29 protein-coding genes are annotated in these 25655 nt (G+C 55.2%); 9 read left to right on the forward strand and 20 right to left on the reverse strand.

The window, feature by feature from the left end; genetic code table 11:
• Positions 1–40 precede the first annotated feature (40 nt).
• Both nagK and cobB read left to right on the forward strand, forming a co-directional pair.
• Entirely contained in the window at positions 41–952 is a 912-nt protein-coding gene (nagK, locus tag C0560_RS08235; protein ID WP_123429091.1) for an N-acetylglucosamine kinase, read from the forward strand.
• 15 nt (positions 953–967) lie between these two features.
• Positions 968–1789: a Sir2 family NAD+-dependent deacetylase gene (gene cobB / locus C0560_RS08240; RefSeq protein WP_102103460.1), complete on the forward strand. Its 822-nt coding sequence runs from the start codon at positions 968–970 to the stop codon at positions 1787–1789.
• A gap of 40 nt (positions 1790–1829) precedes the next feature.
• Here cobB and potD read toward each other — a convergent pair whose 3' ends face one another.
• From potD to potA, 4 genes are read right to left on the reverse strand one after another with little or no spacing between them, the layout of a single operon-like run.
• On the reverse strand, positions 1830–2876 hold the full coding sequence (gene potD / locus C0560_RS08245) for a spermidine/putrescine ABC transporter substrate-binding protein PotD (RefSeq protein WP_102103461.1): 1047 nt from the start codon (positions 2874–2876) through the stop codon (positions 1830–1832).
• Complete coding sequence (potC, locus tag C0560_RS08250) at positions 2873–3664, reverse strand: spermidine/putrescine ABC transporter permease PotC (protein WP_100780556.1); 792 nt, start codon at positions 3662–3664, stop codon at positions 2873–2875. Before potC ends, potD begins: the two co-directional genes overlap by 4 nt.
• On the reverse strand, positions 3661–4518 hold the full coding sequence (gene potB / locus C0560_RS08255; RefSeq protein WP_102103462.1) for a spermidine/putrescine ABC transporter permease PotB: 858 nt from the start codon (positions 4516–4518) through the stop codon (positions 3661–3663). The genes potC and potB overlap by 4 nt, the downstream gene beginning before the upstream one ends.
• Positions 4502–5638, reverse strand: coding sequence for a spermidine/putrescine ABC transporter ATP-binding protein PotA (gene potA / locus C0560_RS08260; protein WP_102103463.1), 1137 nt, complete (start codon positions 5636–5638; stop codon positions 4502–4504). The genes potB and potA overlap by 17 nt, the downstream gene beginning before the upstream one ends.
• 250 nt (positions 5639–5888) lie before the next feature.
• On the opposite strand from potA, the gene pepT reads away from it, so the two are divergent.
• Positions 5889–7112: a peptidase T gene (pepT, locus tag C0560_RS08265; RefSeq protein WP_248859968.1), complete on the forward strand. Its 1224-nt coding sequence runs from the start codon at positions 5889–5891 to the stop codon at positions 7110–7112.
• A 46-nt stretch (positions 7113–7158) separates the two neighbouring features.
• Here pepT and C0560_RS08270 read toward each other — a convergent pair whose 3' ends face one another.
• The 8 genes from C0560_RS08270 to rluE form a co-directional block, all read right to left on the reverse strand.
• The gene (locus C0560_RS08270) at positions 7159–8280 is read right to left on the reverse strand and encodes a cupin domain-containing protein (protein WP_100780552.1); all 1122 of its coding nucleotides are present in this window, start codon (positions 8278–8280) and stop codon (positions 7159–7161) included.
• Between the two features lie 90 nt (positions 8281–8370).
• A complete protein-coding gene (phoQ, locus tag C0560_RS08275) occupies positions 8371–9834 on the reverse strand; it encodes a two-component system sensor histidine kinase PhoQ (protein WP_102103464.1) in 1464 nt (487 codons plus the stop codon).
• Positions 9835–10506, reverse strand: a complete 672-nt coding sequence (phoP, locus tag C0560_RS08280; protein ID WP_100780550.1) for a two-component system response regulator PhoP — start codon at positions 10504–10506, stop codon at positions 9835–9837.
• 125 nt (positions 10507–10631) lie between these two features.
• Entirely contained in the window at positions 10632–12002 is a 1371-nt protein-coding gene (gene purB, locus C0560_RS08285) for an adenylosuccinate lyase (RefSeq protein WP_102103465.1), read from the reverse strand.
• Between the two features lie 19 nt (positions 12003–12021).
• Positions 12022–12651: a high frequency lysogenization protein HflD gene (hflD, locus tag C0560_RS08290; protein WP_100780548.1), complete on the reverse strand. Its 630-nt coding sequence runs from the start codon at positions 12649–12651 to the stop codon at positions 12022–12024.
• A 27-nt stretch (positions 12652–12678) separates the two neighbouring features.
• Positions 12679–13791: a tRNA 2-thiouridine(34) synthase MnmA gene (mnmA, locus tag C0560_RS08295; protein WP_100780547.1), complete on the reverse strand. Its 1113-nt coding sequence runs from the start codon at positions 13789–13791 to the stop codon at positions 12679–12681.
• 40 nt (positions 13792–13831) lie between these two features.
• Positions 13832–14305 carry an NUDIX hydrolase gene (locus tag C0560_RS08300; protein WP_100780546.1) on the reverse strand — a complete coding sequence of 158 codons (474 nt, stop codon included), beginning with the start codon at positions 14303–14305 and terminating at the stop codon, positions 13832–13834.
• Between the two features lie 9 nt (positions 14306–14314).
• Positions 14315–14977 (reverse strand): 23S rRNA pseudouridine(2457) synthase RluE, encoded by a 663-nt coding sequence (rluE, locus tag C0560_RS08305; protein WP_100780545.1) that lies wholly within the window; start codon positions 14975–14977, stop codon positions 14315–14317.
• 108 nt (positions 14978–15085) lie between these two features.
• Here rluE and icd point away from each other — a divergent pair, with 108 nt between their 5' ends.
• Positions 15086–16336: an NADP-dependent isocitrate dehydrogenase gene (gene icd, locus C0560_RS08310; RefSeq protein ID WP_248859969.1), complete on the forward strand. Its 1251-nt coding sequence runs from the start codon at positions 15086–15088 to the stop codon at positions 16334–16336.
• A gap of 535 nt (positions 16337–16871) precedes the next feature.
• Here the strand turns inward: icd and C0560_RS08315 are convergent.
• Positions 16872–18440, reverse strand: a complete 1569-nt coding sequence (locus C0560_RS08315) for a methyl-accepting chemotaxis protein (RefSeq protein ID WP_248859970.1) — start codon at positions 18438–18440, stop codon at positions 16872–16874.
• A gap of 485 nt (positions 18441–18925) precedes the next feature.
• Between C0560_RS08315 and C0560_RS08320 the strand changes: the two genes are divergently transcribed.
• Positions 18926–19174: a GlsB/YeaQ/YmgE family stress response membrane protein gene (locus C0560_RS08320; protein WP_100780542.1), complete on the forward strand. Its 249-nt coding sequence runs from the start codon at positions 18926–18928 to the stop codon at positions 19172–19174.
• A gap of 55 nt (positions 19175–19229) precedes the next feature.
• On the opposite strand, the gene yoaJ is transcribed toward C0560_RS08320, so the two are convergent.
• From yoaJ to C0560_RS08330, 3 genes are read right to left on the reverse strand one after another with little or no spacing between them, the layout of a single operon-like run.
• The gene (gene yoaJ / locus C0560_RS21010; RefSeq protein WP_107704291.1) at positions 19230–19304 is read right to left on the reverse strand and encodes a protein YoaJ; all 75 of its coding nucleotides are present in this window, start codon (positions 19302–19304) and stop codon (positions 19230–19232) included.
• Positions 19305–19403: a YoaK family small membrane protein gene (locus C0560_RS08325; RefSeq protein WP_041689378.1), complete on the reverse strand. Its 99-nt coding sequence runs from the start codon at positions 19401–19403 to the stop codon at positions 19305–19307. It abuts the gene before it with no gap.
• Between the two features lie 42 nt (positions 19404–19445).
• Positions 19446–20474 (reverse strand): sensor domain-containing diguanylate cyclase, encoded by a 1029-nt coding sequence (locus C0560_RS08330; RefSeq protein WP_123429089.1) that lies wholly within the window; start codon positions 20472–20474, stop codon positions 19446–19448.
• Positions 20475–20782: 308 nt separating this feature from the next.
• On the opposite strand from C0560_RS08330, the gene C0560_RS08335 reads away from it, so the two are divergent.
• Both C0560_RS08335 and C0560_RS08340 read left to right on the forward strand, forming a co-directional pair.
• Positions 20783–21025, forward strand: a complete 243-nt coding sequence (locus tag C0560_RS08335; protein ID WP_100780541.1) for a DUF333 domain-containing protein — start codon at positions 20783–20785, stop codon at positions 21023–21025.
• An 82-nt stretch (positions 21026–21107) separates the two neighbouring features.
• On the forward strand, positions 21108–21413 hold the full coding sequence (locus C0560_RS08340; protein ID WP_100780540.1) for a hypothetical protein: 306 nt from the start codon (positions 21108–21110) through the stop codon (positions 21411–21413).
• Here the strand turns inward: C0560_RS08340 and C0560_RS08345 are convergent.
• Together C0560_RS08345 and C0560_RS08350 are read right to left on the reverse strand one after the other, a co-directional pair.
• Positions 21399–21752 carry a DUF488 domain-containing protein gene (locus C0560_RS08345; protein WP_248859971.1) on the reverse strand — a complete coding sequence of 118 codons (354 nt, stop codon included), beginning with the start codon at positions 21750–21752 and terminating at the stop codon, positions 21399–21401. The two genes, C0560_RS08340 and C0560_RS08345, sit on opposite strands and share 15 nt — an antisense overlap.
• Positions 21739–22242, reverse strand: a complete 504-nt coding sequence (locus tag C0560_RS08350) for a DUF523 domain-containing protein (RefSeq protein WP_248859973.1) — start codon at positions 22240–22242, stop codon at positions 21739–21741. Before C0560_RS08350 ends, C0560_RS08345 begins: the two co-directional genes overlap by 14 nt.
• Before the next feature lie 156 nt (positions 22243–22398).
• Between C0560_RS08350 and C0560_RS08355 the strand changes: the two genes are divergently transcribed.
• The gene (locus tag C0560_RS08355; protein WP_123429086.1) at positions 22399–23106 is read left to right on the forward strand and encodes a CTP synthase; all 708 of its coding nucleotides are present in this window, start codon (positions 22399–22401) and stop codon (positions 23104–23106) included.
• Positions 23107–23136: 30 nt separating this feature from the next.
• Here C0560_RS08355 and C0560_RS08360 read toward each other — a convergent pair whose 3' ends face one another.
• Complete coding sequence (locus C0560_RS08360; protein ID WP_102103474.1) at positions 23137–24324, reverse strand: CynX/NimT family MFS transporter; 1188 nt, start codon at positions 24322–24324, stop codon at positions 23137–23139.
• A gap of 99 nt (positions 24325–24423) precedes the next feature.
• Between C0560_RS08360 and C0560_RS08365 the strand changes: the two genes are divergently transcribed.
• Complete coding sequence (locus C0560_RS08365) at positions 24424–25215, forward strand: helix-turn-helix transcriptional regulator (protein ID WP_123429084.1); 792 nt, start codon at positions 24424–24426, stop codon at positions 25213–25215.
• Here the strand turns inward: C0560_RS08365 and C0560_RS08370 are convergent.
• A complete protein-coding gene (locus C0560_RS08370; protein ID WP_003857881.1) occupies positions 25199–25645 on the reverse strand; it encodes a DUF441 domain-containing protein in 447 nt (148 codons plus the stop codon). The genes C0560_RS08365 and C0560_RS08370 overlap by 17 nt on opposite strands.
• Positions 25646–25655 lie beyond the last annotated feature (10 nt).

The raw sequence follows: 25655 nt of genomic DNA on the forward strand, positions 1-25655 counted from the left end.
AGCGGTTTTCGGGCCGCCAAATCAGAAAGAGGAATGCGTTATGTATTATGGATTTGATATTGGCGGCACTAAAATTGCGCTCGGCGTATTTGATGAACAGCTCAAATTGCAGTGGGAAACCCGTGTACCCACGCCACGCGACAGTTACGACGATTTTCTGAACGCGATCGCCGCCCTGGTGACCGACGCAGACACCCGTTTTGGTGTGAAAGGCTCCGTGGGGATTGGTATTCCGGGGATGCCGGAAACCGACGACGGTACGCTCTACGCCGCCAACGTGCCAGCCGCCAGCGGTAAACCGTTGCGCGCCGATCTCTCTGCTCTCCTTGAACGCGATGTGCGTCTCGACAACGATGCCAACTGCTTTGCCCTCTCCGAAGCCTGGGACGATGAGTTCCGTCAGTACCCTTTAGTCATGGGACTGATTCTGGGGACGGGCGTCGGCGGCGGGATTATCATTAACGGCAAGCCGATTACCGGTCGCAGTTATATTACCGGTGAGTTCGGCCATATCCGCCTGCCGGTGGATGCGCTGGAGGTGGTCGGGCGTGATTTTCCCCTGACCCGCTGCGGCTGTGGGCAGCACGGTTGCATTGAGAATTATCTTTCCGGTCGCGGGTTTGCATGGCTTTACGAACACTTCTATCATCAGAAACGTGAAGCGCCGGAAATCATCACCTTGTGGGAGCAGGGCGATGAACAGGCCCGCGAACACGTTGAGCGCTATCTTGATCTGCTGGCGGTGTGTCTGGGCAATATTCTGACCATTGTCGATCCCGATTTACTGGTGATCGGTGGCGGGTTATCCAACTTTTCGGCGATCACGGAGCATTTGTCCGGGCGACTGCCCCGACATTTGCTGCCGGTCGCCCGCGTACCGCGTATTGAACGTGCGCGTCATGGGGATGCCGGAGGCATGCGCGGTGCGGCATTCCTTCATCTCACCCGCTAGTTATACGAGGTTTTTATGCTGTCGCGTCGGTTAGGTCGACTGAGCCGTTTTCGCAAAAATAAACGCCGCCTGCGTGAGCGCTTACGCCAGCGGATTTTTTTCAGAGACAGGGTGATGCCAGAAGGTATGGAAAAGCCAAGAGTCGTGGTACTGACCGGGGCGGGGATTTCTGCCGAGTCCGGGATCCGGACGTTTCGCGCCACGGATGGATTGTGGGAAGAACATCGCGTCGAAGACGTAGCAACGCCGGAAGGCTTTGCCCGTAATCCTGAGCTGGTGCAGACGTTCTATAATGACCGCCGCCGTCAGCTACAGTCGCCGGAGATTGCGCCCAATGCAGCGCATCTGGCACTGGCGAAGCTGGAAGAGGCACTGGGCGACCGCTTTCTGCTGGTGACGCAGAATATCGATAACCTGCATGAACGCGCCGGGAATCACAATATCATCCACATGCACGGCGAGCTGCTGAAAGTGCGCTGCGCGTGGAGCGGTCAGGTCCTCGACTGGACCGGTGATATCACGCTCGATGACAAGTGCCATTGCTGCCAGTTCCCGTCACCTCTGCGTCCACACGTGGTGTGGTTCGGCGAAATGCCGCTGGGTATGGACGAGATCTACAGCGCGCTGGCAATGGCAGATGTGTTTATTGCGATTGGCACGTCAGGGCATGTCTATCCGGCGGCAGGTTTTGTGCATGAAGCACGGCTGCACGGTGCGCACACGGTTGAGCTGAATCTGGAACCGAGCCAGGTCGGCAGCGAGTTTGAAGAGAAACAGTATGGTCTGGCGAGCGTTGTGGTGCCAGATTTTGTCGAAAAGCTCTTGAAGGGATTGTAATTTTCCCGGCCCTCTTCGTAGGGAAGAGGGCCGGTTAACGCTATCGGCCTGCTTTTAACTTCTGATAATACTCTTCATAAATGCGGCTTGCGTCGCCCACATCGTTTTGCCATTCGCCTTTCTTCACGGTTTCCGCATCCGGATACAGTGATTTATCGTTCGCTACCTCAGGGCTGAGCAGCTTGCGTGCCGCCAGATTTGGCGTCGGATAGCCAATGGTTTCCGCCACCTGTTTTGCCACCTCAGGGCGCAGCAGGAAGTTAATCAGCTTCATCGCACCGTCGACGTTTTTGGCGTTAGACGGAATCGAAAGGCTGTCCATCCAGAAGATCCCGCCTTCTTTCGGCCAGACGACCTGCAGCGGCGTACCGGCCTGACGCGCGACGTACGCAGAACCGTTCCACACCATCCCCAGATTCACTTCGCCTTCCATATACGGGTTAGCCGGGTTATCGGAGTTAAACGCTGCTACGTTTGGCATCAGCTTTTTCAGCTCGTTATAGGCCGCTTCGATCTCTTTCGGGTCGGTGCTGTTACCGGAATAGCCCAGTTTGCGCAGCGCCATCTGGAACACTTCGCGCGCATCGTCCGTCAGCAGCAGGCTGCCTTTGTACTCCGGTTTCCACAGGTCAGCCCAGCTGGTGACGGTTTTCGGGTCGATCTCGTCGCTGTTCACGCCGATGGCGGTTGCGCCCCAGATGTAGGGGATAGAGTAATCATTATTCGGGTCGAACGGCTTGTTCAGCATCTCCGGATCGAGGTTGCCGAAGTGGGTTAATTTCGTCTTGTCGATCTTCTGGATCATGCCCTCTTTGCGCATTTTGTCGACGAAATAGGTGGAGGGCACCACTACATCATAGGCGCCGTCTTTGTAGGTTTTGAGCTTGGCGTACATGGTTTCATTCGACTCGTAGGTCGAATAGATCACCTTGATCCCCGTCTCTTTGGTGAACTGTTCAAGCAGGCCTGGCGGCACATACTCGGTCCAGTTGTAGAAGTAGAGCGTCTTACTGTCGTCCGCGTGCGCGGCGCTCATGCCGATTGCGAGAGCACCTGCCGCGAGCAGGTGGCGTGACCATTTTTTCATTTTAACGTCCCCTGAGATTTCGTTGTATCACGAGCAATAATCTGGCTGGCAATCACCATCACCAGCGATAACACCAACAGAATCGTCGCCAGCGCGTTCACCTCCGGTGACACACCGACTTTCACCATTGAGTAGATTTTCAATGGCAGAATTTCATAGCTCGGCCCGGTGACGAAGGAAGAGACCACCACGTCGTCCATCGACAGCGTGAAGCTCAAAAGCCATCCGGCAGCGACCGCAGGCATTGCCAGCGGCAGAATGATTTTGCGCAGAATGGTCATCTCACTCGCCCCCAGATCCTTCGCCGCTTCGAGCATTCGCACGTCAAAGCCCTTCAGTCGCGAGTAAACCGTCACCACCACAAAGGGCAGGCAGAAGGTGATGTGCGAAAAGAGCAGCGACCAGAAGCCAAGCTGCAGGCCGATGAGCATAAACAGCACCAGCAGTGAAATCGCCATCACGATATCCGGCGACATCATCACCACAAACAGCATCCCGCTGACGAAGGGTTTACCACGAAAACGGTAGCGGTAGAGCGCCACGGCGGTCAGTGAGCCAATCAGCGTGGCGAAGGTCGCCGACGCGATCGCCATCGTCAGAGAGTGCTGTGCCGCCTGCAACAGGCTGTCGTTGTTCATCAGCAGGCTATACCAGTTGGTGGTAAAGCCCTGCCAGTTGATCCCGAAACGTGAACTGTTAAACGAGTTCACGATCAAAATGATAATTGGAATATAAAGATAGGCGTAAATGGCGGTCATGAAACCGCCACGCAGCAGACGACCGATCATTCGAGATCTCCCTGTTTATTCAGCCAGCGGGAGGCGCGCCAGTAGACGAGTAGCATCAGGCCCATCACCACCGTCAGCGTAATGCTGGTGGCAGAGCCGAAAGGCCAGTCGCGAATGTTCAGGAACTGACTTTTTATCACGTTGCCGATCAGCAGATTTTTCGCACCGCCCATCAGATCGGAGACGTAAAATAGCCCCATCGCCGGGAGCATCACCAGCAGGCAGCCGGCAATAATACCCGGCATGGTCAGCGGAATGATTATCCTGAGGAAGGTTTGCAGTTTGCTGGCACCCAGATCGCGTGCCGCTTCGAGCAGCGGTTTGTCGAGCTTTTCGATACTGGAGTAGAGCGGCATCACCATAAACGGCAGCAGAATATAGACCAGACCGATAATCACCGCGCTCGGGGTAAACATGATGCGGATCGGCGTATCAATCACCCCCAGCCACAGCAGAAACTCGTTCAGATAGCCTTTGGTACTGAGGAAAATCTTCAGGCCGTAGATGCGAATCAGTGAATTGGTCCAGAAGGGAACAATCAGCAGAAACAGCAGCAGCGGACGGACTTTTTGCGGCAGCCGGGCCAGAAACCAGGCGAAGGGATAGCCCAGCACCAGGCAGGCGAGAGTCGCAATCAGCGCCATGTTGAGTGAATGCAGCAGGACCTCAAAGTAGAGCGGGTCCAGCAGGCGTGCGTAGTTATCCAGCGTAAAGACCAGCTTGACGAAACTGGCGTCGTCGCGGGTCAAAAAACTGGTACCAATGATCATCAGGTTGGGGAGGAAAACAAACAACACAAGCCAACCCACGATCGTGGCGATCACCACATTCTGGAATTTACTGGTGTTCTTCATCGGCCAGCACAACCTCCCAGCTCTCTACCCAGTTAACGACCATTTTCTGATCGAGCGGATGGTCAAAGTCCGGATCGTCCTCGTTAAAGAACTCGCTGACCATCACCATTTTGCCATTCTCCAGCTCAACCACCGACTCCAGCGTCATCCCTTTGTAGTTACGCTCGCGGATGTAGCCAATAAGGCCTTCCGCCTCGGCGGTGTCGTGGATTTCATCGACGCGCAGATCTTCCGGGCGTAGCATCACGTTGAGTTTCTGGCCCTTTTCGACCGCAAAATTAACGTAAATATTGCACTCGCGACCTTCGACGCTGGCGCGCACGCGCTGCTCGTCGAGACGCTCAATGACCGTTGCGTCGAAGATATTGATCTCGCCAATGAAGCTGGCCACAAACAGGTTTTTTGGCTCCTCGTAGATTTCACGCGGCGTGCCATCCTGCTCGATCTTGCCGTCGCGCATCACCACGATACGGTCCGACATGGTCAGAGCCTCTTCCTGATCGTGGGTGACGAATACAAAGGTAATGCCGAGCTTACGCTGCAACGCTTTCAGCTCGTTTTGCATCTGTTTGCGCAGCTTGTAATCGAGTGCGGAGAGGGACTCATCCAGCAGTAGCAGGCGGGGTTTGTTGACCACGGCGCGCGCAATGGCGACGCGCTGTTGCTGCCCGCCGGAGAGCTGATGCGGTTTGCGCTGGGCGAACTCGTCGAGCTGAACCATCCGCAGGGCGTCGTTCACCCGTGGGGTAATCTGATCGGCAGGGGTTTTCTGCATGCGCAGGCCGAATGCCACGTTTTCGAACACGGTCATGTGCGGGAAAAGGGCGTAGCTCTGGAAGACGGTATTAACGTGACGATGTTCAGCGGGAACATCGGTGATGTTCTGATTTTCGAGATGAATATGGCCGTTGTCGACACTTTCCAGTCCGGCAATCAGGCGCAGAACGGTTGTCTTGCCGCAGCCCGAGGGGCCTAGCAGCGTGAGAAACTCACCGTTATTGATAGTCAGGTTAAGATCGTCAATGACGGTTTTACCATCGAAACTTTTGCTGATCCCCGACAGAAGAACCAGCGGTGACAGTGTTCCCGGTTGTGTATTCAATTTTTGGCGCTGTCCCATATAAACGCGTCGGTGGGTTTACCGACTGCGGGGTTTGTGTGTAACCACCTTGGTGACTCTTAATGAGGGCGGTCATTCTACGGCAAACCACTGAAATCACCAATCCTTGTGACTGATTGATAAGCTACATTTATTAACGAATCACGACAAAATCGAAAATATTCTCGTTTACGGGATAAAAGTGACCTGACGCAATATTTGGGTTTTGATGCTTACTGATAATGTTGTCACAAAAAGTGAGGGTGACTGCATGGAAAAATTACTTGAGCGTTTTTTACAGTACGTTTCGCTGGATACCCAATCTAAAGCGGGTGTCCGACAGGTGCCGAGCACCGAGGGCCAGTGGAAGCTTTTAAACCTGCTGAAGGATCAGCTGGAAGAGCTTGGTCTGGTCAATGTGACCTTAAGCGAAAAGGGCACTGTGATGGGGACGCTGCCGTCGAACGTAAAAGGTTCGGTTCCGGCGATTGGCTTTATTTCTCACGTCGATACGTCACCTGATTTTAGCGGAAAGAACGTTAATCCGCAGATTGTCGAAAACTACCGTGGCGGCGATATCGCACTTGGTATCGGTGATGAGGTGCTCTCGCCGGTGATGTTCCCGGTGCTCCATCAGCTGCTGGGCCAGACGCTGATCACCACCGACGGTAAAACGCTACTGGGCGCCGACGATAAAGCCGGTGTCGCGGAGATCATGACGGCGCTGGCGGTGCTGAAAGGCAAAAACATTCCGCACGGTGATATCCGTGTGGCCTTCACGCCAGACGAAGAGGTGGGCAAAGGGGCGAAACATTTCGACGTTGAGGCTTTCAACGCGAAGTGGGCCTACACCGTTGACGGCGGCGGCGTCGGAGAGCTGGAGTTTGAAAACTTTAACGCGGCTTCGGTGACCATTAAAATTGTCGGCAACAACGTGCATCCGGGGTCGGCGAAAGGGGTGATGGTCAACGCGCTTTCGCTGGCCTCGCGAATTCATGCGGAAGTCCCCGCTGAAGAGAGTCCGGAGCAGACCGAAGGCTATGAAGGCTTCTATCATCTCACCAGTATTAAAGGCACGGTGGACAGTGCGCAGATGCACTACATCGTTCGCGATTTTGATCGCAAGGCGTTCGAAGCGCGTAAGCGTAAGATGATGGAGATCGCCAAAAAGGTCGGCAAAGGGCTGCACCCGGATTGCTACATTGAGCTGATCATCGAGGACAGCTACTACAATATGCGCGAGAAGGTGATGGAGCATGCGCACATCCTGGATATCGCCCAGCAGGCGATGCGCGATTGCGACATCGAACCGCAGCTCAAACCCATTCGCGGCGGCACCGACGGCTCGCAGCTCTCCTTCATGGGATTGCCGTGCCCGAACCTGTTTACCGGCGGCTATAACTACCACGGCAAGCACGAGTTTGTGACGCTGGAAGGGATGGAGAAAGCGGTAAAAGTGATTGTGCGAATTGCGGAGCTGACAGCGAAGCAGTGAGAGAAACAGTGCCCGGTAAGCAAAGTGCTACCGGGCACTTGTGCACTCAGTCCTCGAAGAACCAGTACCCGCTGTTCACCAGCGCCGCCAGCATGGCGAGGAATGAAGGATCTTCCAGCGCATCGCCGAAGGTCTCAGCATTCAGAACCATATGACTCGCCAGCGCTTCCAACGCAGGACGGTGCGGGGAATCGAGCTTCTCGCCATTGACGAAGATATCGTCGCCAATGCGCAACACGCGCAACCCACCCAGACGGACCAGCGAATCACCCTGTTGCAGGGCATCATAAATCTCATCTGGCTGATAAGGCGGCTCGGCAGGAGCGACATCCAGCTCGTGACGCGACTGGCTGACAAACTCCCCAAACCACTGACGGAAATGCTCCGGCTCGTTAATCAGGCCCAGCATCATTTCGCGCAGTTTATCCAGCTCCTGCGGCAGAATGTCGGCAGGGTGCTCGCGCGCAGGAACGTCCGGATCGCTGTAGCGATGGCTGCCCAGCTCGCGCTGCAGGACATAATCAGCAAAACCGCTGATCATCTCGCGCCCGCTCGGCGCACGGAAACCCACTGAGTAGTTAAGGGAGTTTTCCAGGGAATACCCTTCGTGCGGGAATCCTGGCGGGATATAGAGGATATCGCCCGGCTCCATCTCTTCGTCGATAATACCTTCAAACGGGTCGACCTGGAGCAGGTCCGGGTGCGGGCAGTGCTGTTTCATCGGCACTTTCTCGCCCACGCGCCAGCGACGGCGGCCGGTTCCCTGAATGATAAACACATCGTACTGATCGAGGTGCGGGCCAACGCCACCGCCTGGTACAGAGAAGGAGATCATCAGATCGTCCATGCGCCAGTCGGGCAGGGCGCGGAACGGATGCATCAGGGCTGCGGTCGGCTCATGCCAGTGGTTCACGGCCTGTACCAGCAGTGACCAGTTGGTCTCGCCGAGGTGATCGTAGCTCTCAAAAGGACCGTGGCTGACCTGCCATTTTCCATCCTGGTGGCTCACCAGGCGGCTGTCGACTTCGTTTTCCATGGCCAGTCCGGCCAGTTCATCCGGGGAGATGGGGTCGACAAAATTGCTGATCCCGCGTTTCAGAACGACAGGGCGTTTTTGCCAGTAGCGTTCGATAAACTCGGGCCAGTTTAGTGTTAAGTGATAATCCATAATTATATTTCCGCAGGCTCTTACTGACTCGGATTATAACGGAAGCGTAAGAGCCTGCGCGCGAGAATCTCGCTTTTTTCACATTCAGTACTAACTATCGTCAGAAGAGGGGTGCTGACGCCCAAAAATCGCCACCATCCGCGCGCCGCCCAGCAGGCTATCGCTGGTTTCGATGCGCCCGGCATACTGATCGACAATCTCCTGCGCGACGGATAGCCCCACGCCCTGACCAGGACGCAGCGTGTCGGCGCGTTGGCCACGATCAAAAACCACGTCGCGTTTGTTCTGCGGAATGCCGGGGCCGTCATCTTCGACGATAATGTGCAGCTCGTCATCGGTCTGATGGGCGGAAACTTCGACAAACTCCAGGCAATATTTGCAGGCGTTATCCAGCAGATTGCCCATCACTTCCATAAAGTCATTCTTCTCGCCGACGAAACTGATCTCAGGCGAAATATCGAGGCTAATGTTCACCCCTTTACGTTGATAGACCTTATTCAGCGCTGACGTCAGGCTGTCCAGCAGGGGGGCGACGGGGTGCAGTTCTCGGCTGAGCAACGGGCTGCCCGAGCGCATACTGGCGCGGTGCAGGTAGTAACCAATCTGCTGGGAGATGCGGCTGATCTGTTCCAGCATCACCGGCTCGGCGTCGTCCACGCTGAGCTTTGAGCTGCGCATGGATCGCAGCGTGCTCTGCATCACCGCAAGGGGCGTTTTCAGACTGTGAGTGAGATCCGTCAGCGTGGTGCGGTATTTATCGTAACGCTCACGCTCACTTTTCAAGAGGCGGTTAAGGTTGCGCACAAGGCTTGTCAACTCGCGGGTGGTCTGCGGATTGAGTTTATCCCGGTTGTGCTCTTCGAGTTCGCGAACCTCTTTCGCCAGCGATTCGATAGGGCGCAGGCTCCACCAGGCGGCGATCCACAGCAGCGGGATCACCAGCAGCAGGTTAGCTGCCAGAACATACACGAACCAGCTCCAGACCATATAGGATCGTTTCAGCTCAACGGGAATGGTGTCGATCACCACAATCGTGAGCTGCGGCATATCCATGGTCGCCGGATAGAGATTGATCGCCACCGAGTGCGTCATCTCTGTATCGTCGTCATCCGCGCGGATTTCGTCGAGCTGACGCTGCATGGAGGCATCGTTGCCGAGCAGGGAGCTGGTGGAATTCAGGTCGGCCTCAATTTCGTGGAAGCCGTTGGTTTTTAGCCACTCTGGACGAATACTTTTTTCCAGCCACGGGACATGTCGTTGCGCCCACAGCAGTTTGCCTTTCTCGTCGTAGATCAGCGCCATCGTCGGGCTTTGCCGGTCCAGGTTTTCCGGCATCTCCACGCTGATGCGATTATTTTCCCATTTGGCCAGAGTGTAGAAGAGATTGCTCTCGCCGCGCAGCAGGCGGAAGGTGGTTTTATCAAAGCTGACGCTGTAGCCAACCAGCGCCACCATGCCGTAGGCGAGGGAGAGGATCAGCACCACCGCGGCGGTAGCCAGTAAAAAGCGGACCCGCAGCGACAGCGGCAGTAAATGGCGAAGGATTTTCTTCATTTAGCGTAGTTCAAACAGGTATCCCTGACCCCTGACCGTGGTGATGACATCCTGCGGATATTGCGCCTGGATTTTTTTACGTAAACGCCCCATCAGCACATCAATGGTGTGGCTCTCGCGCAGTTCGGCGTCAGGATAGAGCTGGAGCATTAAAGAATCTTTGCTCACCACTTTGCCGCTGTTGCGGATCAGCGTTTCCATAATGGTGTATTCAAACGCTGTCAGCTTAATGACTTCGTCATTGATGGAGAATTCGCGACGCGAGAGATCGACCTGGAACGGAGGAAGAGAGATCACCTGTGACGCCAGACCGCTGTTACGGCGCATCAGGGCCTGCATACGGGCAGACACTTCTTCGATATGGAACGGCTTGGTCACGTAATCGTCGGCACCCGCGCTGAGCACTTCGACCTTGTCCTGCCAGCCTTCGCGGGCGGTTAAGACCAGCACCGGAAGGGAGACATCATGGCTGCGCCAGCGGCGGATCAGCGACAGACCATCTTCGTCCGGCAGCCCCAGATCGACGATGGCAATATCAGGCAGGTGTTCATTGAGATAATAATCCGCCTCTTTTGCGTCTTCCGCGTCGTCGACCTGATGCCCCATTTCCTGAAGCTGAACTTTCAGGTGATGACGTAGCAATGCATTATCCTCAACAACCAATACGCGCATCATCTCTTCTCCCTAAAATTAATGGTATGAATAGTTTAACGCTGATTATGTTGTTGTGGGGATAAACATTGAGTAAACCGCAGAGGAAGGAACCCTCTTTCCGGGCGGAAAGAGGGTGAGGGGAATTACTTCAGCTCATCAACCATAGCAATGGCGCGACCGATGTAGTTCGCCGGCGTCATTGCTTTCAGACGCGTTTTCTCTTCTTCTGGCACATCCAGACCGTCGATAAACTGCTTCATGCCTTCGGCGTCCACGCGCTTGCCGCGGGTCAGCTCTTTCAGTTTTTCGTAAGGTTTTTCAATGCCGTAACGACGCATCACGGTCTGAATCGGCTCTGCCAGCACTTCCCAGTTGTGATCCAGTTCGTCCAGCAGACGGTCACGGTTCACTTCCAGTTTGCTCACACCTTTCAGGGTGGACTGGTAGGCGATCAGCGCATAGCCGATGCCGACACCGAGGTTACGCAGCACGGTGGAGTCCGTCAGGTCACGCTGCCAGCGGGAAACCGGCAGTTTGCTCGCCATGTGTTGCAGCAGGGCGTTCGCCAGACCCAGGTTGCCTTCGGAGTTTTCGAAGTCAATCGGGTTCACTTTATGCGGCATGGTGGAAGAGCCGATTTCGCCCGCGATGGTTTTCTGTTTGAAGTGGTTCAGCGCCACGTAGCCCCACACATCGCGATCGAAGTCGATCAGGATGGTGTTGAAGCGCGCGATGCAGTCAAACAGCTCGGCGATGTAGTCGTGCGGCTCGATCTGGGTGGTGTACGGGTTCCACTGAATGCCCAGAGAGGTCACGAACTCTTCGCTGAACTGGTGCCAGTCCACTTCCGGGTACGCGGCGATGTGGGCGTTGTAGTTGCCAACCGCGCCGTTGATTTTACCGAGGATCTCAACCTGCTCCAGCTGACGATACTGGCGCTCCATGCGGTAGGCCACGTTTGCCATCTCTTTACCCATCGTCGACGGTGTGGCTGGCTGACCGTGGGTACGGGAGAGCAGTGGAATATCACGGTATTGCACGGCCAGGTCTTTCACCGCGTCGATGATTTTGCGCCAGTAAGGCAGCACCACGTCCTGGCGCGCGGTAGAGAGCATCAGCGCGTGAGACAGGTTGTTGATATCTTCTGAGGTGCAGGCGAAGTGGATGAACTCAGACACCGCGTGCAGCGCCGGAACGCTTTCTACTTTCTCTTTCAGGAAGTATTCAACCGCTTTTACGTCGTGGTTGGTGGTGCGCTCGATGGTTTTAATACGCGCCGCGTCTTCTTCGCTGAACTCCGCGACGATTTTATCAAGGTAATCGTTTGCCTGGGCGTCAAAAGCAGGAACTTCCTTGATTGCTGCCTGGGTAGCTAACTTTTGCAGCCAGCGCACTTCAACCTGTACACGGAACTTCAGCAGACCATATTCGCTGAAGATCCCGCGCAGCGCGCTGACTTTATCGCCGTAACGTCCATCGACAGGGGAAACGGCGGTCAGTGAGGATAATTCCATAATTCGCAACTCCGGGAGGTTAACAATGAGCAAGAATTTGTTTTGCCTGAGTCGTCAGGCGATTACGAGAGAACATTAACTGCAGTCGGCCACCGCCAACCTGTTGCCACAGCACGGCGGCACGAATCCCGGCCAGCAGTGAGGCGCGAACTTTCGCCTGTACCTGCGGGCTTTGCAGCACGGCAGGGGAGCCGGTGACCTGGATGCGTGGCCCAAGCGGGCTGATGACATCGACATAAATCGCGGCCATCGCACTCAGCAGGGTTTCGGACTGCAAATCAAAATGGTCGAGCTGACGCTGCAGCCCGGCGATGCGGTTGCCGAGCGTATCCATCGCACCTTTCGCGCTGTTGAGCTTACGCTCCAGCACCATCAGGCTCAACGTGTAGCGGGTCAGTTCTGCATTCAGCCCCTGGCGGTTGCTGGCATTGAGCACGCCGAGCAGGGTTTCGAGACCGAGGCGAAGATTCGTTTCACTGCCACCGAACACCCCGAGCGTAGAGCCGGGGTTAAGGTCGATAACGCTGTTGAGCGAAACGTGCAGCGCGTCAGCATCGCAATGACCCTGATGCGCCAGCTGTTGCACCAGACGGGCTGACTGGCAAATTCCTGCCAGTGCCAGGGTGATGTCATAATAATTCTTCGCCACACAGGCTCCTTTTGGTGTGCAATCGGTTTAAACAGCGGCCAGCGGGAGACGCTGTTCAATGATCCCGCCGCCGAGGCAGATTTCGCCGCTGTAGAAGACGGCGGACTGACCAGGCGTAACGGCAGAGACAGGCTCGTCGAAACGCACTTCGATGCGTTCGTCATCAATGGCCGTTACGGTGCAGGGGATATCAGTCTGACGATAGCGGGTTTTCACCGTGCAGCGCAGGGTGCCGGTGAACGGTTCGCGATCGACCCAGTGCAGCTGCTGGGCAATAAGGCCGACGGACATCAGACGCGGATGTTCGTGCCCCTGAGCCACAACCAGAATATTGTTTTCAACGTCTTTATCGACCACGTACCACGGCTCTTCGCTGCCGTCTTTGGTGCCGCCGATGCCCAGCCCTTTACGCTGGCCGAGGGTGTGATACATCAGACCCTGATGCTCGCCGACGTCATCGCCGTCCACGGTGATAATTTTGCCCGGCTGCGCAGGCAGATAGCGGCCGAGGAATTCGCGGAATTTACGTTCGCCGATAAAGCAGATGCCGGTAGAGTCTTTTTTCTTCGCGGTAATCAGATCCAGATCTTCAGCGATTTTACGCACTTCCGGTTTTTCCAGTTCACCGACCGGGAACAGGCTTTGCGCAATCTGCTCGTGGCCCAGGGTGTAAAGGAAGTAGCTCTGATCTTTGTTACCGTCGAGACCGCGCAGCAGCTGGCTTTTGCCATCCACATCGGCGCGACGCACGTAGTGGCCGGTCGCGATAAAGTCCGCGCCCAGATCTTCGGCGGCGAATTCGAGGAACGCCTTGAATTTGATCTCTTTGTTGCAGAGGATATCCGGGTTCGGAGTGCGGCCCGCTTTGTACTCTTCGAGGAAGAGTTCGAACACGTTGTCCCAGTACTCTGCAGCAAAGTTTACGGTATGCAGCTCAATGCCGAGTTTGTCGCACACGGCCTGCGCATCCGCAAGATCCGCCGCAGCCGTGCAATATTCCTCGCCATCATCTTCCTCCCAGTTCTTCATGAACAGGCCTTCCACCTTATAACCCTGCTGTTGCAACAGGTAGGCGGAAACGGAGGAATCGACACCGCCGGACATGCCGACGATTACTTTTTTCTGGCTGTTATCTGACATGGAATACTCACGACATTGAACTTAAAGGCGGCGTATTCTATCACGCGCCCCCGGTGTTGGCACCCTCTGTAAACGGCCAGTTAAATTCCGCGATCACCTCAAGCGGCAAGCGGCTGCCAGACTGGTAGCAACGAATACTTTCGGCAACCAGCGGTGAGCGGAGGTTTGGGGCATTCAGGATCTCCTCAGCAGTGACCCACAGGCAACGATCGATGTCGTCATCGTGCGGTTCAGTGGCGCACATTTCGTTAAGTTCGACGACGAACAAAAAGCGCAGGAAGGGGGTGCGATCGGGGGCGATCCACTGATGCAGACGAACAAAGTGTTGCGGCTCGGCATGAATGCCGGTCTCTTCCCACAGCTCACGGCGGGCGGCCTGCACCAGCGTTTCGTCGGCTTCGAGATGGCCTGCAGGCTGGTTCCACAGCGCTTTCCCGTTGATGGTCTCTTCTACGACCAGAAATTTTCCTTCGGCGTGAACTACGCAGGCGACGGTAACGTGTGGTTTAAACATCTGTTCTCCTTAGATTGAATCGATCGGAATCTCTCGCCACTCACCGGACGCCAGCGTGTCCAGCGTCAGGGAACCCATCGCATAGCGTATCAGACGCAAGGTTGGGAAACCGACATGCGCTGTCATGCGTCGCACCTGTCGATTCCGTCCTTCGTATAAGGTGATTTTCAACCAGCTGGTGGGGATAGTTTTGCGCTCGCGAACGGGCGGATTGCGCGGCCACAGCCACTGCGGTTCCTCGACCCGTTCAACACCTGCGGGCAGGGTGGGGCCGTCATTAAGCGTAACGCCATTGCGCAAAGCCTCTACCGCATCCTGCGTCGGCTCGCCTTCCACCTGCACGTAGTAAATTTTGCCGGTACGTTTGCCAGGCTGAGTCAGCTGCGCCTGGAGCTGACCGTCATTGGTGAGCACCAGCAGCCCTTCGCTGTCGCGGTCCAGACGGCCTGCGGCGTAAATTCCTTGTAACGGGATGTAATCTTTTAGCGTGCTGCGTCCCGCCTCGTCTGTGAACTGCGGCAGCACATCGTAGGGTTTATTGAAGATAACCAGCCGCTTCGGTCCAGTGTCAGGCTTTTTTTTGGCGTTGCGTCGGGTGCTGAATCGTTCAACTTGGTGATTTCTAAAAGAAGTTTTGTTCATAGTGTTTTCAGAATGAATGTATTCACGCATTATAACGGAAATTCATGAGTGATTGGCGCGAGCCAGATATTCGAGTAGTATGAGGTCGCATATTACAACTCATTAACAAAAAACCAGAAGCGCTCGAAGGAGAGGTTAATGGAAAGCAAAGTAGTCGTTCCGGCGGAAGGTAAGAAGATCACCCTACAAGATGGCAAACTGAACATCCCTCACAACCCAATCATTCCTTTCATTGAAGGTGATGGTATCGGTGTGGATGTGACGCCAGCCATGATTAAAGTGGTGGATGCCGCCGTACAGAAAGCCTATAAGGGCGAGCGGAAAATTTCCTGGATGGAAATCTATACCGGCGAAAAATCTACCCAACTGTATGGCCAGGATGTCTGGCTGCCAGAAGAAACGCTGGACCTGATTCGTGATTACCGCGTTGCCATCAAAGGCCCGCTGACTACCCCGGTCGGTGGCGGTATTCGTTCCCTGAACGTGGCACTGCGCCAGCAACTTGACCTGTACGTATGTTTGCGCCCGGTGCGCTACTACGCAGGCACGCCAAGCCCGGTGAAACACCCTGAACTGACCAACATGGTTATCTTCCGTGAAAACTCCGAAGACATCTATGCGGGCATCGAGTGGAAAGCCGACAGCGCCGAAGCTGAAAAAGTGATCAAATTCCTGCGTGATGAGATGGGCGTGACGAAGATTCGTTTCCCTGAACATTGCGGCATCGGCATCAAGCCGTGCTCCGAAGAAGGCACTAAACGCCTGGTTCGTGCAGCCATCGAATACGCTATCACCAACGATCGTGATTCCGTGACCCTGGTTCACAAAGGCAACATCATGAAGTTCACCGAAGGCGCTTTCAAAGACTGGGGTTACCAGTTAGCGCGTGAAGAGTTCGGCGGTGAGCTGATCGACGGCGGCCCATGGGTGAAAATCAAAAACCCAAATACCGGCAAAGAGATCGTGGTCAAAGACGTGATCGCCGATGCGTTCCTGCAGCAGATCCTGCTGCGTCCAGCTGAATACGACGTAATCGCTTGTATGAACCTGAACGGTGACTACATCTCCGACGCCCTGGCAGCCCAGGTTGGCGGTATCGGTATCGCCCCAGGCGCAAACATCGGTGACGTGTGCGCACTGTTCGAAGCAACCCACGGTACAGCACCTAAGTATGCAGGCCAGGATAAAGTGAACCCAGGTTCCATCATCCTTTCCGCAGAAATGATGCTGCGTCATATGGAATGGTTCGAAGCCGCAGACCTGATCGTTAAAGGTATGGAAGGCGCAATCAACGCCAAAACCGTCACCTATGACTTCGAACGTCTGATGGAAGGCGCTAAGCTGCTGAAATGTTCAGAGTTTGGCGACGCGATTATCGCGAACATGTAATCCAGATTCTGGGTTAAAAGAAAGCGGGAGCCGATGGGCTCCCGTTTTTTTATTCACCGTAAAATCTGCCCCAAAACGATCGCCATATTCCTCTCTTTTCTCCCCGTTTTTAGGCGATATCTCTGTTAATGACTTGCATCCAGCCCTCTGTAAAAACGTGTTGCATTTTACTGATCAAAAACCCTGGTGAATCACTCCCGGCTAGCTACGCTTAAACAGGTAACCGATATCGGGAGGGGTTATGCTGACTCATTCTGAAGCCAAACGGTGGGCATCGATAATGCTGAAATCGGCATTATGCGATGGTATGAATACTGACGAGATTTCCCGACAGGTACACCTGGTCTGCGATCATCACGGGCGAGAGTGTCTTGAGGAGTTAATTGAGGAAATCTTAATTGAAGCAGGACGAATAGGGCCTAAGCACAGCAATGGCGAAATTCACCATCACTGAGCTTCAATATTCTGCTCATCGTATCATCCATCATGATGTCTCTTGCTGGATCCGGGAGCTTCCGCTCCCGGACAGCCCGTCTTAGTAAACCTCTTTCACTTTGAAAAGCGACACAGAGTGTGACAGCAAGTTTGCCTGCTCGTTGACCCCCGACGCGGTGGTGGCCACTTCTTCCACTAACGCGGCGTTTTGTTGCGTGACGTGATCCATCTGGGTGATTGCGATACGAATTTGCTCCACCCCACGGCTTTGCTCTTCCGACGCCAGCGCGATGTTTTCCATCATCACATTGACCTTACTGACGGCTCCGCTGATATCCAGCATGGTCTGGCTGGTTTTATTGGCCAGTTCAGCCCCTTCTTCAATATACAGGCGCGATTCGTTGATGAGCGTGGTGATCTCTTTTGCAGAGTCCGTACAGCGACGGGCGAGGTTTCTGACTTCGCCTGCGACCACGGCAAAACCGCGCCCGGACTGGCCTGCACGCGCTGCTTCTACGGCGGCGTTCAGGGCCAGAATGTTGGTCTGGAAGGCAATGCTGTCGATAACGCTGATGATCTCAACCATCTTTTGAGCGCTCTGACTGATGGCGTCCATCTTTTTCATCATGCCGCGCATCTGCTCTTCGCCTTCGTTGGCAATTCCGGCGGCGTTTTGCACCATCTGTGCCGCCTCAAGGGCATTATCGGTATTCATTTTCACCGTGGAGGTGATCTGTTCCATGCTCGCCGCGGTTTCGACTACGGCTGCGGCCTGCTCTTCGGTACGCCGAGAAAGATCGTTGTTGCCGGATGAAATCTCCTGCGTGCCAATATTGATGGACTCAACGCCCTGACGGATAGAGACCACCGTCGAGTTCAGTTCAGCCTGCATGGTTTGTAAGGAGGCGAACAGCAAGCCAATTTCATTATTGTTAGCGACGTGAATATCTCCGGTCAGATCGCCTTTACCGATAAATTCAAAATGCTCAGCCACTTCCTGCAGCGGCAGGATTAACATTTTCCGCATCCAGGCGTTGATAACAAAGAACAACACGGCGGCAAGAATCAGTAAGGCGATCATCACGTACAGGGCAAATTGATAAGAACTGTTGCTGTAACTAATGACGCCATCCAGATTACGCTGCGTGGTATCAATATAAGAGTGATATTCATCATCCCAGGCCTGACGCACCTGCAGGGTGGTGTCGAGATATTTGGCGAGCGCCAGTTTCAGTTCCTGCGGATCATTAATATTAATCAGCAGGCCGGAGTTGTGAGCAATGACGGCTATTTGCTGGTCGTAACGGTCTTTCATTCTTGCGCCCACTTCCGGATGAATGGTGGAAAGCCCCGGGATTTGCACAAACAGCTGGAATTGCTCAGCGGCGGTCTGCATCTCTCTGCGGATACTGGCCTGAATAGCAGGTTCATCAATATCATCGCCGTGGGTTTTCGCTTGCGAGGCCGAGTCAATAATCACCCGCGCGCGCAATATGGCATTACGCACGTTGTTGAGCGCTTTTTGTTCTCCGGCGTTATAACTTAATGTCTGAATATCATTATTGCTGCGGTGGAGGAAATAGAGTCCCAGCCCGCTGGAAAGAATGAGCATAAGCGTAAAAGTCGTCAGAACGATCAACAGCCCGACTCTGATTTTAATATTTTTCACAGTAAACCCCTTTATAACCTGTAACGAAATACCATTAATGTTGGAAGGGTTATCGGCAGGGGTAAAAGGGGCTTGATTGAGAGAAACATCAAAATCAGTCCAAAACCAAAATATGATGTTTACTGTTTTTTCTGAGGGGAAACGCAATATTTAAACTTGATGATCCGGATGCGTATCCCGGGCGAGGGGGGCAACGGCGCAAAAAAAAGCCCACTAAAAAGTGGGCAAGAAATACTGGAAGCAATGTGAGCAATGTCGTACTGAATACCTGAGTGATTTGCTCAACTATTCAGTGTTGAGAAAGATAATCTTTCTCAACTAAAGTTGCAACCCCATCTTTTGTGTGGTGCGTGATTTTTTTAAGTGCTGATAAAATGTGCAAACAGGCAGCGTGATCCCTATCACAAATATCATTTTGGTGATCCTGTGCTATCCTTTTCTGTGTCGTTGATTTAATGACAAAAAACCATACAGAGAGGAAAGCTATGGGAATTTTATCCTGGATTATCTTTGGGCTTATTGCGGGGATTCTGGCGAAGTGGATCATGCCGGGCAAAGATGGCGGTGGGTTCTTCGTGACAGTAATACTGGGGGTCGTGGGCGCCGTGGTCGGCGGCTGGATCAGCACCCTGTTCGGTTTTGGTAAAGTCGATGGCTTCAATATCGGCAGCTTTGCTGTTGCGGTAGTGGGTGCGCTGGTGGTTCTGTTTATCTACAGAAAAATCAAAAGCTAACAGCGTTCACCATCAAAAAAGGCTGCCAAAGGGCAGCCTTTTTAGTTTTCCGGGTTCACCACCAGCCAAGCTGGGTACCCGCCACCGCCACGACCGCGACGATCAACATAATGATGGTTGTCTTACGCATTTATGCCCCCGGCGCGGCGTAACCGCCGACAAAAAACCACGTTAAAAATACCACTGCCGTTATAAAAATAACGACCGGGAAAACAATTCCGATCCTCATCACATCACCTCTAAGGTTTCCTTGCCCGCAGAGTGTACGGGGTTACTCATCCGGGAGAAAGCGTGTTTTGCTTTTGCCTTTTTTATCCAGGTACATGGCCGTATCCGCCGCGCGCAACGCGCTGTCTGCATCGGTACTGGCAGGATCCACCGCCACCACGCCCAGGCTCGCGCCAGGGTAGACCAGGTGTACGTTTCCAAGCCAGTACTCTCCGGCAATCGACGCGCCAAGCTGCGTGCGCAGAATATTGATTTGCGTATTATCGACCGCTTTTTCACCCTTACTCAGGCAGGCCACTAAAAACTCATCGCCGCCGAGCCGCCCGACGATGTCGTCTTCGGTTTGGCCGTCGATCAATCGCTTACCGACCTCAACCAAAAACTGATCGCCCGTCTCATGGCCGTAGCGATCGTTGATGAGCTTAAAATCATCAAGATCGATGTAGGCGATGATGGCATTGCGCTTGAGGTGGCGCGCCAGCGAGAACAGGGTATTGAGATTATCAAAAATCGCCCGGCGGTTGGGTAAACCGGTTAACGCATCCGTATAGGAATGCGCGATCAGCGCCGCGTTCGCCTCGCGCAGCTGAATAACCAGCGACTCTTTTTGAATGTACTGCGCAATCAGCCCGGCAAAAAGCTGCAGAACCTGCTCGGCCCGGTCGCTTAAGGTCTGTTTTTGCGTGCTGGCCGCACAGAGGGTGCCGTACAGCGAACCATCTGCAAGATGAATAGGAATACTCACGTAGGTTGTGATGCCCAGCGCTTTGGCGGCGTCGCAGTCGGCCCAGCGTTCCGCGACCTCATTACTGAAAAAAGAGTTGCTATCGATGGCGCGCTTACACAGCGTATCGCCCCACGGCACGCTCAGCCCTTCTGGGATCTGCATCTGCTTACTGTTGCGGGCGTAAAGAATATGCTGCAAACGCGCATTGATATCGACTTTCGTCAGATAGGTCGATTCCATCTCGGTGACAATCTCCAGCATTTCCAGGAGCTGTCGAACCAGGCTTTCAAGGGATTGTTCTGTTGCAAGGGTTTCTGAAACACGGGCAAGAATAATATCCGACATGACGTGGGTAAACTCCCATGCAGAAGACGCCAGTATCTGCATGTTGTGCTGAATTTTTCGGCTGGGGCATAGTAAAACACGAATACAGGAAATTTTATATATTGTCGCGGTACGCGTGGCAGGGCAGGCGAAAAAAAGCCCCGCACAGGCGTGCGGGGCAAAGACATCTTGATTACGGAATGATGTTCTCTGGTCATTGAGAACGCAGCCACTATAGGGTGAAAAAGTGCAGGTTTAATGGAGAAATCATGGAGAAAACGGCGAAGTCCCGGTACGCTTTAGACTTTGCAAACAGAAAGGACAACCCCATGCGATACCTGCTGCTGGCGATGGCTCTGCCATTGGCCGCCTGTTCGACCCCGCCCGACGCGCCGAAACCTCCGCAAATCGGTATGGCTAATCCTGCTGCCGTGTACTGTGTGAAGAAGGGCGGAGAGCGCGTTCCGGTACAAAGTCCGCAGGGCGTGCGCACCGAGTGCAAACTGCCGGGCGGCGAAGTGATTGATGAGTGGGAGTTGTTCCGCCGCGATCACCCAACGCCTGCTGCGTGACAGGGCAGGAGCGACTGCGATACACTTCTCTTTAAGAATTATCTCAGTCCGTGTGGCTGATAACAGAGACCGCGAGAGAAGTATGTTTCAGTTAAAACCGGGCAGCCTGTGCATGGTCATCGGCGCCCGCACTGCCGCCGGGCGGCGCAATATCGGCAAATCCGTGGAGCTTTTTGCGCTCTGCAAGCCAGGCCTGCGTTTCCTGAACCCCGTTAACGGCGTGATGACCGAGCTGCCTGCCAGCGCCGATCGCGCTCTGTGGCTGGTCACCGGCGATGTTTACGCCGTTGATAATCAGCATGGTTTTGCCTTTGTGCGCCCGGAACATCTGCTGCCGCTGACGCCTGATGATGCGTCACACATCCTCGACGAACTAACCTTCAGCTAACTGGTGCAGCCAGTCGGCCAGAACCTGAGCGTGGTTCTGCCGCGTGTTCTTCGCGCCGTAGAGCAGCGTCAGGGTCTGGTTTTTCCCAAGGGCAGCCACGCGTTGCCCTTCGTCCTGATGCTGCGCCAGCTCCTGCAGATAGGCCTCGCGAAAAGCGGCGAAATCAATGGTTTCGCTGTGAAAGGCTTTGCGTAACTCGCCGGAGGGCGTCAGGGCTTTACACCACTCATCAAAAGCCAGCGCCTCTTTCTTGACGCCGCGCGGCCAGAGCCGGTCGACCAGAATGCGATAGCCGTCGTTTTCGGCTGGTGCGTCATACACCCGTTTACACTGAATCATTGTCTCTCTCCTCAACCCAGGCGATCAGCTCAGCAAGCTGGTTATCGGAAAATACCTGAATACCGTGTTCACGTAACAGTGCGGCGGCGACGCCCATCCCTGCGCGTTTTTGCCCGCGAAAGCTGCCGTCGTAAATCAGCTCGCTGCCGCAGGTAGGGCTGCCGTCGGTCAGCAGGGCGGCGCGGCAGTTCCCCTCCTGGGCTGCACGTAGCGCAAGCCAGGCGGCAAGCTGATAATGCGCAGTCACATCGCGACCGTCACTTTCCAGAATGCGCGCGCGGCCCGCCATCACCTCATTTCCGCCGCCTGAGACAATCTCTGCGGGTAAACGCGGGATCGACAGACCTGCTGCCAGCTCCGGGCAGTGCGTCACCAGTCGTTGCTCTTGCTGCCAGCGCCTGAGGGTGTCAGAAATAGCCGCTTTCTCGCTGCCGTTATAGCGAACCTTGTAGCCCATCAGACACGCGCTGACCAGAATTTTGGTTTTCATGAGGTTTCAGACTACCCGAAATCAGGGGATAATACGCTATCACTATACCACCTGAATTTTTGCCCCTCCAATTTAAGGTATTGTGAACCCTGCAAAAGATCGGTAGGCTGAGGTTCCTTATGTTATCTGATAATTCTTTGGCATATGGAACCTCTCATGGAACTCTCCCCGGTAAAAGACACACTTCGCATTGCACTTGTTGGTGACTACAACCCTGATGTCATTGCTCACCAGGCCATTCCGTTATCCATCGATGATGCGGCGGCCGTGCTGGATTTAACGGCGGATTACGACTGGATCGCCACCACCGAGCTGACCAGCCCTGAAGATTTAGTGGGCTACGACGCGATCTGGCTGGTGCCGGCAAGTCCGTATAAAAATGTCGACGGGGCGTTTATTGCTGCGCGTTTTGCGCGTGAAAATAGTATTCCGTTTCTAGGAACCTGCGGCGGGTTCCAGCATGCGCTTATTGAATATGCGCGAAACGTGCTGGGCTGGAGCGATGCGGCGCATGCGGAAACCGATACCGACGGCAGAATGGTGATTGCCCCTCTGACCTGCTCGCTGGTGGAAAAAACCGATACCATCGAACTTCGTGCTAACACGATTATCGCCAAAGCCTATGGCCGGGAAGAGATCGAAGAGGGGTATCACTGCAACTACGGCGTCTCTCCGGCGTTCGCGAAAGAGCTGGAAAGCGGCGATATGCGCGTAACGGGCTGGGATGAACAGGGCGAGATACGCGCGGTAGAACTGGTGACGCATCCGTTCTTCGTTGCCACGCTGTTCCAGCACGAGCGCGGTGCGCTGGCGGGGCGTCCTGTACCGCTGGTACAAGCCATGCTGCACGCCGCTCGCAGCTAAACGGGCAGGCCATTCGGCCTGCCGTCAGACTCAGTGGGGCGTGATCTCGCGGTCGCGCCCGGCAAGCACACCGCAGACCGCCATCACCACGCCAGCCAGCGCACAGGCGATAAGCGGGATCCGCCAGTCACCCGCGGTGTCGTGAATTTTCCCCATCAGCGGTGGACCACAGGCCGCCAGCAGATACCCGACCGACTGCGCCATTCCGGAAAGTGCCGCAGCCTGGTGCGCCGAGCTGGCACGCAGTCCGATAAAGGTCAGGCCAAGAATCATCGTCGCGCCGGAACCAAATCCATAGACAATCGTCCAGAGCACGGCCTGATCCGGCACAAACCAGAACCCGGCGAGACTCACCGCGCACATCAGCGCCGATAACCCGGCGATACCGCGCTGGTCTTTCAGTTTATGCAGCAGCAGCGGCACGGCAAGCCCCGGCGCTGCGGTCGCCAGCTGCAGCAAACCGTGCATCGATCCGGCCTCGGTTTCGCTGTAGCCGTGGCTGAGCAGAATTGCCGGCAGCCAGCCGATAATCACATAGTAAATCAGCGAGTTAATGCCGAGAAACAGTGTCACCTGCCAGGCCAGGGCCGAGCGCCAGATGCCACGGTTGTGCAGCGCCCGCGCATTGCTTAAGGAGGCGGTATGTTTTTGTCGCCACTGGGGCAGCCACAGAAGCGTGGCTAACAGCGGGAACACCATCAGCATCAGCAGCGCGCCGTGCCAGCCCGCGCCGCTCAGGGCCAGCGGAACGATCATCGCTGAACCCAGCGCCGCCGCCGCGCCCATGGTCAGGGAGTAGGCACCGGTAAGCTTTGCCACCTGGCCTGGAAAATCACGCTTAATCAGGCCGGGGAGCAGAACGTTACCCAGCGCAATTCCGCAGCCGATCACCCCGGTGCCGATAAACAGCAGCGCAGCGGAGGGCAGCGAACGAAGGCCAATGCCCACGCAGATGAGCAGCATAGCGAAAAACAGGCTGCGCTCCATGCCGATCTTCCGCGCCACACCGGCGGCGAGAGGGGAAATCAGCGCAAATGCCAGCAGCGGCAGAGTGGTCAGCAGGCCAGTCTGGGCAGTCGTCAGGCCGTAGTCGTGACGAATCATGTCCAGTAAAGGGGCCGCACCGGTAAAGGTGACGCGCAAAGTGGTGGCAATCATCAAAATACCGGCAATCAACAGCAGGCGATCTTTGCCGGAAGAGGGAATAGCAGTAGTCATGGTTTTCTCTGACAACGTAACGAGGGCACACAATACCCGTTTTCCACCCTGTTTAAATCAAGCTAAAATGACACTTTATCGCTAATATCGGACAACTTTATGCAAGGTCTCGGACTTGACGGCTACGATCCCGACAGCCAGCACGATGCGGCCGTGGCGTTTCGCATCCGCGTGGTGGAAGACGAACAGCGCATTCCGCGCCACCAGCACCGTAAAGGTCAGTTGATCCTTGCCCTGCGCGGGGCCATCACCTGCGAAGTGGAAAACGCCATGTGGATGGTGCCCCCGCAGTACGCGGTGTGGATCCCAGGCCAAATCCCTCACAGCAACAAAGCTACGCCCGGCGCGCAGCTCTGTTTTCTGTTTATTGAGCCGGGCGCGGTGACGCTTCCGGAACGCTGCTGTACGCTAAAAATCTCCCCGCTGGTGCGCGAGCTGATCCTGACGCTGGCGAGCAAATCCCGCGAGCAGCTGTTGCTCCCGTCCACTTCCCGGCTGGTTGATGTGCTGTTTGATGAAGTCCCGCAGCAGCCGCAGGAGCAGCTTCAGCTGCCGGTTTCGCCGCACCCTAAAATCCGCATGATGAGCGAAACCATGGCTGAGCAACCCGCCGAGTGGCAGACGCTGGCCCAGTGGGCGAGCCACTTTGCCATGAGCGAGCGCAATCTGGCGCGGCTGGTGGTGAAGGAGACGGGCCTGAGTTTTCGCCGCTGGCGTCATCAGCTGCAGTTAATCGTCGCGCTACAGCTGTTGATCGGCGGCAAATCGGTCCAGCAGGCGGCGCAGTCACTGGGATATGACTCCACCACCGCGTTTATTACGATGTTCAAAAAAGGGTTGGGGCAGACCCCCGCGCGCTATATCGCCAGCCTGTCTACGACTTCCCAATAAACAGGGACACCAGCCCGGCGGCGATCAGCGGGCCGACCGGCACGCCGCGGAACAGCGCCACGCCGAGCACCGTCCCGACCAGCAGACCGGCGACGAGAGAGGGTTGCGAACTCATCAGCGTTACCCCGCGCCCACCGAGCCAGGAGACAAACACCCCCACGGCGATGGCCACCAGCGATTTCCAGTTCACAAAGGAGTGTAGAAGCGTCGAGGCCGGGAGCGTACCGCTGGCGATGGGAGCCATCACCCCGATGGTCAGAATGATGATCCCGATGGTCAGGCCCTGTTTTTCTATCCACGGGAAGAAGGTGTTGAGCGGGGTTACGCGTACGATAATTAACACCAGGATCGAAATGGCCACCGTGGTGTTGTGGCTGACAAAGCCCAGCGCAGCCAGCGCCAGCAGGATCAGCAGGGTAGGGTCAAACATGAGGGGTATC

Source organism: Lelliottia sp. AC1, from assembly GCF_023278595.1.
Taxonomy (GTDB): domain Bacteria; phylum Pseudomonadota; class Gammaproteobacteria; order Enterobacterales; family Enterobacteriaceae; genus Enterobacter; species Enterobacter nimipressuralis.